Raw genomic sequence first — 10600 nt, 5'->3', positions numbered from 1 at the left:
GAGTAGGGGAGTATTCCTCAATGAACCAGATGAGATCTTTTTCTGGCCGTGGCGGAAAACGTTTGGCGTCAGCGGCCTGCGATTGAGCGGCTGATGCGGCGGCAGCTGTGCGATCTGGGTCTAGATTCCACAAGTCATCATATGAGGAGGAAGGGATATTCCACTCTGAGCGCTCGCTGTCCTTTTGTACCATTTCGATATAACGTTTCTTATCCAATTGATAAGGCTTAATGAGCGTCGGATCGACATGCTCTTGAATGGCAAGGATCGCATCGATAAACTTCTCGACCGCTTCCGTGCCATGATCCATTTCATATTGATGAATACGATCCGCTGTAGCAGACATGCTCTCGACCATATTGCGATTGGTTACACCAAAGCGAGCGTTGTTTTTGAAAAAATCACAGTGAGCAAGCACATGGGCGACGATGAGTTTATTTTGAATGAGAGAATTGCCCTCTAGAAGAAACGCGTAGCAGGGGTTGGAGTTAATGACGAGCTCATAAATTTTGCTTAAGCCGAAGTCGTATTGGAGCTTCATTTTGTTGAACGTTTTTCCAAAGCTCCAGTGGCTAAACCTTGTCGGCATACCGTACGCGCCAAAGGTATAAATAATTTCTGCCGGGCAAATCTCATAGCGCATTTGATAAAAGTCTAAACCAAAGCCGGTAGCTATTTCTGTTATTTCATCAATGGATCGCTCCAGTGCACGAATTTCATCTTGTCTCATCCGTCATCCCTCCGCATGCGAAAATACGATTCATACCATGTGTATGAGCGGGTGGTCAAGGTTATGACGAAGTGTGCAGGATGGACTCAGCGTATGTGGCGATCAAAAAAAGAAAAAACCTTGGACGTCTGCCTTTTCGAGTAAATACTCAAAGTGGAATCAGACGATCTCAAAGTTTTTTTTCATTTTGCTTATTGTCGTACATCGCTAGGTCAGCGTTGCTTATCAATTCTTTTAGCGTGCTAGCCGTGCCGTGCGTTGAACTAATGCCTATGCTAGCGGAAATATGAATGATATGACCATTGATTGTGAATGGCTCGTCAATCGATTTTTTTATTTTACTGGCTACAAAATCGATATCTTGGTTGTCCACCAAATGCTGAAAGCAAATAACGAATTCGTCTCCACCGTATCTAACGAGGATGTCGGTTTTTCTGACGTCTTGTTTCAGTCTCTTGGAAATTTGAAGCAGCAGCAAATCACCAAAGTCATGACCGAACGAATCATTAACCTCTTTAAAATCATCGATGTCGATGAACATCACACTAAACTGCTTGTCCGAGCCAGCATGATCCAAATGAGATAAATAACGTCGATTGTAAAGACCGGTCAAGCTGTCCGTAACACTTGCGTTTTCTAAATCCAATATATATCCGAAAAAAGCGGCCATCGAATGGAGAAATCCGAGCTGCCTTTCATCTAGATGAATCGGTTCTTTATTTATGGCGCATAGGGTACCAACTGCTGTCTGGTCAGCTGTTCTTACAGCGATTCCGACCAAAGCTTGTGCTCCAAGTTGCTGGGTAATAGGTAAAGAGGCTGTACGCGGATCATCGAGTGTATTGGTGATGTTAAGAATGGAACAATCCTGCTCTAAAACAAGATTGCAATAACTTTGCAGCAAATGTAACGGTAAGCTATTGGTTCCTTCATTTTCATGACGGTTGAGCGCTCTTATGATTCTGCTTCCATTATGATCAATTGTAGCTATCAATAAAGTGTCAACCTGTAGAAAGTGCTTCAAGGTGTCAATAATATGGTCGGCTGCATCTTCTAGTGAGCGTATGGTACTGCTCATGCTCTCAACTCCTGCCGTAGTGTTGAAACAAAGGAATTACCTTATAGTCCCATAGTAGTCTAAAAAGAGGACTAACTCAAGAAACAATTGATAATAACTAGGCAAATTGAACTATAAATTTATGACTTCGTAAACCTTAACCTTGTATCGAATAAAGAATCGGTCCTCTATTCCTATGAATTAATATAAATATAAATTCATTATATATAAAATTAATACTTGAATTAATTACGAACGTGTAGTTAAATAAGTAGTATAAATCACTATTAACTCTTAACTAACTAATTAATGAAATTATTAATTTAATTGAGGTGGATGATTATGACAAACAAAGCGACAATGATAGTGGATAAGGATTTTCAAGTTGGGGAAGTGGATAAACGTATATATGGATCATTCATAGAACATCTTGGGCGTGCGGTTTATGGCGGCATTTATGAGGCGGATCATCCGCAAGCAGATGAGCAGGGTTTTCGCTCCGATGTTCTTGAGCTTGTAAAGGGACTTGATGTGCCTATCGTCCGTTATCCTGGCGGTAATTTTGTATCCGGTTACAACTGGGAGGATGGTGTTGGTCCGGTAGATCAGCGTCCGAAGAGGCTTGAGCTTGCATGGCGAACGGTTGAGCCCAATTGGATCGGCTTTAATGAATTTATGGACTGGTGCAAAAAGGTGAATACAGACGCTATGATGGCCGTCAATCTTGGTACTCGCGGCATTGATGATGCACGCAACTTGATTGAATACTCCAATCATAAGTCAGGATCATATTGGAGCGATCTTCGCATCCAGCATGGTTATAAAGATCCCCATAATGTAAAGACATGGTGTCTCGGCAATGAAATGGATGGACCTTGGCAAATCGGACACAAAACTTCTGTAGAATATGGTCGCCTTGCTAACGAAGCAGGAAAAGCGATGCGATGGGTTGATCCGACCATAGAGCTAGTCGCATGTGGAAGCTCGCACATCGGAATGCCGACGTTCCCTGAATGGGAAGCTACCGTACTTGATCTTGCTTATGATACGATTGATTATGTGTCGATTCATCAATATTATGGGAACCCTCATAACGACACGAAAAACTTCCTTGCACAGTCTATGAGCATGGATTCCTACATTAATACAGTCATTTCAACCTGTGATTATGTGCAAGCAAAAAAACGTGGAAAGAAGCAAATCAACCTTTCCTTTGACGAGTGGAATGTGTGGTATCATTCGAATGCACAAGACCGCAAGCTTGATCCTTGGCAAATTGCTCCGCCACAGCTTGAGGACGTGTATAATCATGAAGATGCACTTGTTGTTGGCTGCATGCTGATCAGTATGCTTAAACGTGCAGATCGTGTAAAGATGGCTTGTATCGCACAGCTGGTTAACGTGATCGCACCAATCATGACGCAAAATGGCGGACCTGCATGGAAGCAAACGATTTATTATCCATACATGCACGCAAGCATTTTCGGTCGTGGCACAGTGCTGGTACCGCTAGTGAAATCGCCGAAGCATGATACAAAGGATTTTACAGACGTACCATACTTGGAAACGGTAGCCGTTCATAATGAAGAGAAAGAGGAAGTAACGATTTTTGCGGTTAACCGCAACACGGAAGAGTCTCTTCCATTCGAAATCGACTTGCGCAGCTTCGGTGCTTTCCAACTAATTGAGCATATCGTGCTTGAATCTGATGATTTGAAAATGACGAACACGGCAGACGCGCCAAATCGCGTAAAACCGCACACAGCAGGTAATGCTGCGCTTGCAGACGGCGGAAAAATTGCCGCGACGCTTAGCAAAGCATCATGGAACGTTATTCGTATTAAACTATAATGGAATCAACAAGGGGATCCGGAAGCCGCGATTGCGGCTTTTGGGATGCCCTTCTATTATTATAGTAAAGAAAGAGGAGGAGATCATGATGATAAATGCGAATACGGATGAAGCATGGCTGCCTTTATATGAGGCATTGGCTAGTCCTGTCAGGCTCTCCATTATTAATTTGCTTGCAACAAATATGATGAACGTGAAGGAGCTTGCTGAAGCTATCGGTCTAAGCAGCGCGATTGTAACGATGCATATTCGGAAGCTGGAGAAGGCTGGCATTGTAGAGACGAAGATGGTTCGTAAACATGGCGGCACACATAAAATTTGCTCGCTTGCTGAACGTACCATAACGATTGAACTGCCTCCTAAGGCGCTGGATGTGAAGAAGGTGCATGACGTTAGCGTGCCAGTTGGACATTTTACAGAATTTGAAGTGTTTCCGACTTGCGGCATTGCTACAACGGAGAAGCTGATTGGGCAATTTGACGATCCGCGTTTCTTCTTGGAACCGGAGCGAATGAATGCAGGCATTCTTTGGTTCGGCAAAGGTTATGTGGAATACAAGGTGCCGAATTATTTGTTAGCGGGTCAACGGCCTGTGGCACTTGAAATTACACTGGAGCTGGGTTCAGAAGCGCCAGGGGTAAACGATAATTGGCCATCTGACATTAATTTTTCCCTTAATGGAATGGATATCGGTATGTGGACGAGCCCTGGTGATTATGGAGATGTAAGAGGACGTTTCTCACCGGCTTGGTGGGGAGATCGGGTCAATCAATACGGACTGCTCAAGGTGATACGCATTCAAGAGGATGGGACGCTAATTGATGGACAGCATATGTCATCAACTAGTATCGGTGAAATTGGGTTGGAGCGAAATTTCTGGACATTCCGCATTGGCGTGAAGGAAGATGCCGTTAACGTAGGCGGGTTAACCTTATATGGCAAGGGTTTTGGCAACTATAATCACGATATTATGTTTCGAGTGTTCTATGAAGATGCGCGCAGTGTTTAAGGCAGCTTGACTGCCTTAAGCAGGCGCACCCCCTCCCTCAGATAGCCCCGAGTTTATAATCGTGCATACCATTTTCTGTTCAAAAAGATATAATGAGTAGGATAGCTAATCTAAGCCATTATTACTCGGAGGAACAAAGATGCTGACTATGTTCAATTTTCTCAAAAAATATCGTTTTGCTGCTTACGTTGCTCTGCTGCTTATGCTGGTGGAGCTCGTAGTGGAGCTGCTTCAACCGTATATTATTTCAAAAATCATTGATGATGGTATTGATAAAAATAATTTATCGGTTGTGCTGCAATGGGGCGGCTTTCTAATTGGTTGCTCTGTTATCGCTTTTATTGTAGGAATACTTAGTTCTTTTTATGCTTCACACGTAAGTCAGAGCTTCGGATTTGATTTAAGAGAGCGGCTTTATGAAAAAGTGCAATCGTTCTCATTTGCCAATTTTAATCGTTTTCCGGAATCATCGCTTATTACTAGATTAACGAATGACGTTTCACAGCTGCAAAATACAGTGTTCATGGGACTGCGTATTATGCTTCGCGCCCCATTGCTCGTAATCGGAAGTATCATAATGGCCTTTATCGTTCAGCCTAAGCTGGCCATATGGCTTGCTGCGGTCATTCCGTTTCTTGGTGTTTTTCTGCTTTGGGTGCTTAAAAAGGGAGAAAAGCTTTTTCGTTCTGTTCAGAAGCAGCTGGATCAAGTGAATAGCGTGATGCAGCAAAATTTAATCGGCATGAGAATCGTGCGTGTATTCGTTCGGATGAAGCATGAATCGAAGCGTTTTGCATTTTCCAGCGAGCAGCTGATGGATCGTACCGTATCCGCTCTTCGTTTAACGGAAGTTACGATGCCAATCGTGCTGTTATTTATGAATGCGATTGTTATAGCCGTGTTGTGGTTTGGCAGAATCGAGCTCGATCGGAATGGAGCAACCGTTGGTGAGGTGGTTGCCATTTTGAACTATGCGATGAGGACGATTGGTGCTTTATCCATCATGTCCATGATCGTGGTCAACTTCTCGAGAGCGCGCGCATCAGCTCAAAGAATTGAAGAGGTTGTGCTAACGGATATCGACTTAACAGATACAGTTGACAGCGATGAAGCGGTAAAGCTTCGTGAGGGATACGTTTCCTTCGAGAACGTATCTTTTGAATATCCGGATTCTGATCTGCATGTATTGCGAGATATATCCTTCTCGGTATTACCGGGTGAGACAATTGCCATTATGGGTGCGACCGGTTCTGGCAAAACATCGCTCATTCAACTGATTCCTAGACTTTACGATGTGCAGACGGGCGTGATTCGCGTGGATGGCAAAGACAATCGCTTAATGAAGCTTGAGCAGCTTCGCAAGCAAATTGGGTATGTTCCGCAAGAAATCATGCTGTTTACAGGCACGGTGGCGGATAATATTCGCTGGGGCAAGGAGAATGCCAGCATCGAAGAAATTATAGAGGCTGCCAAACTAGCTCAAATCCATGACACGATTATGAAGCTGCCGGAACAATACGATACGATAGTGGGGCAAAAAGGAGTAAATCTCTCAGGTGGACAGAAGCAGCGTCTAACGATTGCGAGGGCATTAGTTAGAAAGCCAGTTGTGCTGCTGCTTGATGACAGCACAAGCGCACTCGATGTACAAACCGAGGCTGCTCTTCTGCAAGCACTTAAAAATATGAGCTGCACGACATTCCTTATCACGCAAAAAATAAGCTCAACCGTAGCTGCGGATTCAATTCTTCTACTTGATGAAGGCCAATTGCTGGCACAAGGCAAGCATGAGCAGTTGATCCGTGAATCCAGTTTGTATCAGAAAATATACGAGTCACAGTTCGGGAAGGAAGGTGTGTCCCGTGCTTAGACAATTAAAGGAGCCTTTTCAGTACCAAAGATCTGGGGAAGCGGTCGAATCCACTGCAGCAGACAAAGGTAAACGTAAACCACGCGCGCAAAATATGAGCCAAACGCTGAAGCAAATGTGGAGTTACCTGATCGTCTATAAGGGCAGACTTGCAGCTGTCATCGTAATGGTTATATTAAGCTCTGCGTTCTCATTGCTGGGACCCTATATGGCAGGTACCGCAATCGATCGCTTTTTGATGAATAGAGATAGCGGAATTATTGTTTTTCTACTATTGATGGCTCTCGTTTATGCGCTGCACTCGATCACGATGTGGCTCCAAAGTATTTGGATGATAACCATTTCGCAAAAAACGGTCTATCGCATGCGGGTCGAATTGTTTGATCATTTGCACAGGCTGCCGATCCCTTTTTTCAGCAAGCGTCAGCATGGAGAACTAATGAGCCGCGTTACGAATGACATAGAAAACGTAAGCTCATCTTTAAATAGCTCTGTGATTCAAGTGTTTTCAAGTATCCTTCTTCTTGTTGGAACCGTAAGTGTTATGTTGTCCCTTAGTCCGCTTTTGACTCTATTAACCTTCCTCGTTGTGCCGCTTATGGTACTGGGGATGAAATGGATCACAAAACAAACCGGCCGACTGTTCAAAGCTCAGCAGCGCAATCTTGGCGACTTAAATGGTTATATAGAAGAAACATTGTCGGGACAACGCATAGTGAAGGCCTTTTCTCAGGAAAAAACAGTCATCTCCGCCTTCAAGGAGCGCAACGAGCGTATTCGAGTTTCTGGCTTCTGGGCGCAGACGATTTCTGGTTTCATTCCGAAGCTGATGAACGCGTTAAACAACTTAAGCTTCACGATCATTGCAGGAATAGGTGCGATATTTGTTTTAAATGATCAAATAACAGTCGGTACAATTATTATATTTGTGGAATATTCCAGGCAGTTCACAAGACCGCTTAATGACCTTGCTAACCAGTGGAATACGCTATTATCTGCTGTCGCTGGTGCTGAACGTGTATTTGATGTGCTAAGCGAAGATGAGGAACGAAAAGATGAGGGAGCAGCTCGCGAACTTGCAGAAGTAAGCGGAAAAGTCGTTTTTGATAAAGTAACATTTGCTTATGAAGGAAGGATAGCTACGATAAGCGAGGTAAGCTTTGAAGCTACGCCAGGAGAGACGATCGCTCTAGTAGGTCCAACCGGAGCGGGTAAAACAACACTCATCCAGCTTTTGTGCCGATTCTATGATCCGAGCTCGGGTAGCATCTTGATTGATGGGCACGATACACGTACGCTCAAACGTGAAAATTTGCGCTCGCATATGGCGTTTGTACTGCAGGACCCATTTCTGTTCGAGGGGACCATCTATGAAAATATCCGTTACGGCAAGCTGGATGCAACGGATTTAGAAGTCCAACAGGCTGCAAAACTCGCAAACGCACATTCCTTTATTTCTCGTCTGAAGGACGGCTATGGGACCGTACTTAAATCAGACGGCAGCGGAATTAGCCAAGGACAGAAGCAGCTGCTTGCCATTGCCAGAGCGATTCTAGCAGATCCTTCAATCCTTGTATTAGATGAAGCGACAAGCAGTATCGATACGGTGACCGAAATAAAAATCCAGGAAGCGCTGCAACGGCTTATGAAAGGGAGAACGAGCTTTGTTATAGCCCATCGTCTGAACACCATTCAACAAGCGGATCAGATTGTAGTGCTGCGTGACGGTGCCATTTTGGAGAAAGGATCTCATTCACAGCTCCTTATGCAAAAAGGCTTTTACAGCTCGCTCGTTAATGGGCAGCTTAATAATGGCATGCTGAGTGAATCAGATTAAACGTCTGCATGGCACACTATTACTGATATACGCAAACCTTATTGCAACTATTTTAGGGGATGGAGAGTATTATTAGTTATATCAAGGAGGTGGGATGTATGACTATTACCCTGTGCCCCAAATGTGGAAACCAAAATGATGTCGACGCGAACAGGCAAATGGTTGTGGAATGCTCCTCTTGCGGTACGATACTGATTGATGATGCTGATCTTAAAGATGCAGAAGAAGGGCTTCAAAGGACCTTGGATCATAAACAAATCAATCCGCCTGAGGAAGTTGATATAGAAAAGTACATTAGCAAATTAGGTGACCATGAGAAGCAAACGAAGTATGTAGAGGAAGGGTTCTGGGCAAAAGTGAAGCGTCATGCAGCTAAGGTGCCGTTCGCTAAAGAAGTAGTCACGCTTTATTATTGCTCGGCTGATCCCAAGACGCCGCTATCTGCTAAGGTCACAGCTATTGGAGCTTTAGCCTATTGGATTTTGCCGCTTGATCTTATTCCGGATTTTATACCTGTAGCAGGTTTTGTTGATGATGCAACAGCTGTATTCATCGCTTACAGGTCTCTTAGTGGCCAAATAACGGAAGATCACCGTGAGAAGGCAGAGCAGTTTTTCATATTGAACAAAAATGTGAAGCTAATTGATCCACAGTCGTAATACAAACAGTATAAAAAGGATGACCCAGCGAGTTTATCGCAAGCGGTCATCCTTTTTGTTTTCAAGTAAGGCAGTATATTAGAACAAGCTCCATTCAAACTCTCTCGATAACGACTCAAGAAGAGCAACACCAGCGATGCTGTTTCCTTTTCGGTTCAGCGATGGACCAACTAATCCGATACCATAACGGCCAGGCACCAGCGTTAAAATACCGCCGGATACGCCGCTCTTGGCTGGCAACCCGACATGAATCGCAAACTCTCCAGAGGCATTGTACATGCCGCAAGTTATCATAAAGGTTTTGGCAATTTGAACGAAGCGGCGAGGAATAAGCTGTTCTCCGGTTGTAGGATTTTTGCCGTTATGCGCCAGAACTAAAGCCATTTGAGCCAAATCTGCACAGGTTACGCTGATGGAGCAGTGCCGGAAATAAACTTCAAGGACATCTTCGACTGATCCTTGCAGAACACCGTTATCTTTGAGGAAATATGCCATTGAACGATTAAGGTTCGCTGTATCCGCTTCAGATCGATAGACGTCCATATCGTAGTCAAGTGAGCTATTATTAGAAAGAAGGCGAAGGAAGTCTAACACTCGTGCAGATTTTTCAGCAGGATCTTTGCCAGCAATTAAAGAAGAGATCGCAATGGCTCCAGCATTTATTAGTGGATTAAAAGGAATGCCCGGCTGTACGAGCTCAAGCTTCAGCATAGAATTAAAGTTGTCTCCAGTAGGCTCCATGCCAACCTTGTCAAAGACGACATCTTCTCCGTTATCCATTAGCGCTAAAATGAGCGTGAATACTTTTGAAATACTTTGCATCGTAAAAGAGAGATCTGTATCGCCTTCAGATATAGAAAGGCCGTTTGAATCAATAAGGTGTATTCCTAATGCCCCAATCGGTGATTTCGACAGCTCGGGTATATAGGAGGCAACTTTACCGCTGCTGCATTGTTCACGGCTTGATTCAACCCATTGTGGAAGCAGAGCTTGAATACGTTCGATTTCTGATAATGTCATTTTTATTGCTCCCTCTTGTGAACTAGCTCTAAAATTGGATAAATGGCTGAATAATCATATTATTATTCTATTATAATTACGAAGTGTTTATAAAGTTGGAATTTGTTAAGTTTATTTGAAAGTAATTGGTTATATTTTACCGAAAATCGAGTGAAAACATGCTTTTTAAAGTTTTTTTAAATAAATGCTTGACCAATTGGAGGGGGGCATGATATATTCTAATTCCGGCCGAGAGAAACACGCGGACGACAAGAAAAACAAGCAAGACAAACGATAGAAAAGTTTGCTCTTTGAAAACTGAACAACGAGTAATAACTGCCTTGCAAATCCTTCGGGATGAGCAAATATAGCGATAAAAGTAATGAGCAAGTCAAACACCAATTTGGAGAGTTTGATCCTGGCTCAGGACGAACGCTGGCGGCGTGCCTAATACATGCAAGTCGAGCGGAGTTGATGAGGTGCTTGCACCTCTGATGCTTAGCGGCGGACGGGTGAGTAACACGTGGGTAACCTGCCTATAAGACTGGGATAACATTCGGAAACGAATGCTAATACCGGATACGCGAT

At 43.8% G+C, this 10600-nt stretch carries 8 protein-coding genes and 1 rRNA gene; 6 read left to right on the top strand and 3 right to left on the bottom strand.

Going from position 1 to position 10600, the window contains the following annotated elements:
- Positions 1–730: SpoVR family protein (locus tag AB4Z50_RS35615; RefSeq protein WP_441887190.1), on the bottom strand; the 730-nt coding region annotated here is incomplete at its 3' end.
- 169 nt (positions 731–899) lie between these two features.
- Complete coding sequence (locus AB4Z50_RS35610) at positions 900–1808, bottom strand: sensor domain-containing diguanylate cyclase (RefSeq protein ID WP_441887188.1); 909 nt, start codon at positions 1806–1808, stop codon at positions 900–902.
- Positions 1809–2129: 321 nt separating this feature from the next.
- On the opposite strand from AB4Z50_RS35610, the gene arfA reads away from it, so the two are divergent.
- The 5 genes from arfA to AB4Z50_RS35585 all read left to right on the top strand — a co-directional run bounded on the left by arfA (position 2130) and on the right by AB4Z50_RS35585 (position 9013).
- Positions 2130–3638, top strand: a complete 1509-nt coding sequence (arfA, locus tag AB4Z50_RS35605; RefSeq protein WP_441887186.1) for an arabinosylfuranosidase ArfA — start codon at positions 2130–2132, stop codon at positions 3636–3638.
- 88 nt (positions 3639–3726) lie between these two features.
- Positions 3727–4647 (top strand): ArsR/SmtB family transcription factor, encoded by a 921-nt coding sequence (locus AB4Z50_RS35600; protein WP_076271728.1) that lies wholly within the window; start codon positions 3727–3729, stop codon positions 4645–4647.
- A gap of 139 nt (positions 4648–4786) precedes the next feature.
- Positions 4787–6517 carry an ABC transporter ATP-binding protein gene (locus AB4Z50_RS35595; RefSeq protein ID WP_441887183.1) on the top strand — a complete coding sequence of 577 codons (1731 nt, stop codon included), beginning with the start codon at positions 4787–4789 and terminating at the stop codon, positions 6515–6517.
- Positions 6510–8354: an ABC transporter ATP-binding protein gene (locus AB4Z50_RS35590; protein WP_441887181.1), complete on the top strand. Its 1845-nt coding sequence runs from the start codon at positions 6510–6512 to the stop codon at positions 8352–8354. The genes AB4Z50_RS35595 and AB4Z50_RS35590 overlap by 8 nt, the downstream gene beginning before the upstream one ends.
- A 98-nt stretch (positions 8355–8452) precedes the next feature.
- Positions 8453–9013: a DUF1232 domain-containing protein gene (locus AB4Z50_RS35585; RefSeq protein ID WP_339204113.1), complete on the top strand. Its 561-nt coding sequence runs from the start codon at positions 8453–8455 to the stop codon at positions 9011–9013.
- Positions 9014–9091: 78 nt separating this feature from the next.
- Here AB4Z50_RS35585 and glsA read toward each other — a convergent pair whose 3' ends face one another.
- Positions 9092–10033 carry a glutaminase A gene (glsA, locus tag AB4Z50_RS35580; RefSeq protein WP_076271731.1) on the bottom strand — a complete coding sequence of 314 codons (942 nt, stop codon included), beginning with the start codon at positions 10031–10033 and terminating at the stop codon, positions 9092–9094.
- 379 nt (positions 10034–10412) lie between these two features.
- On the opposite strand from glsA, the gene AB4Z50_RS35575 reads away from it, so the two are divergent.
- Positions 10413–10600 (top strand): 16S ribosomal RNA (locus AB4Z50_RS35575); the annotation flags it as partial.

Origin of the sequence: Paenibacillus sp. 2TAB26, assembly GCF_052115145.1 — a bacterium.
In the GTDB taxonomy this organism is placed as follows: Bacteria; Bacillota; Bacilli; order Paenibacillales; family Paenibacillaceae; genus Pristimantibacillus.
This window is presented reverse-complemented; position numbering and strand designations above follow the sequence as displayed.

Excerpts from the sequence above, each read along its gene's own strand:
- AB4Z50_RS35610 (WP_441887188.1), bottom strand. The coding sequence starts at position 1,808 with ATGAGCAGTACCATACGCTCACTAGAAGATGCAGCCGACCATATTATT.
- arfA (WP_441887186.1), top strand. The coding sequence starts at position 2,130 with ATGACAAACAAAGCGACAATGATAGTGGATAAGGATTTTCAAGTTGGG.
- AB4Z50_RS35600 (WP_076271728.1), top strand. The coding sequence starts at position 3,727 with ATGATAAATGCGAATACGGATGAAGCATGGCTGCCTTTATATGAGGCA.
- AB4Z50_RS35595 (WP_441887183.1), top strand. The coding sequence starts at position 4,787 with ATGCTGACTATGTTCAATTTTCTCAAAAAATATCGTTTTGCTGCTTAC.
- AB4Z50_RS35585 (WP_339204113.1), top strand. The coding sequence starts at position 8,453 with ATGACTATTACCCTGTGCCCCAAATGTGGAAACCAAAATGATGTCGAC.
- glsA (WP_076271731.1), bottom strand. The coding sequence starts at position 10,033 with ATGACATTATCAGAAATCGAACGTATTCAAGCTCTGCTTCCACAATGG.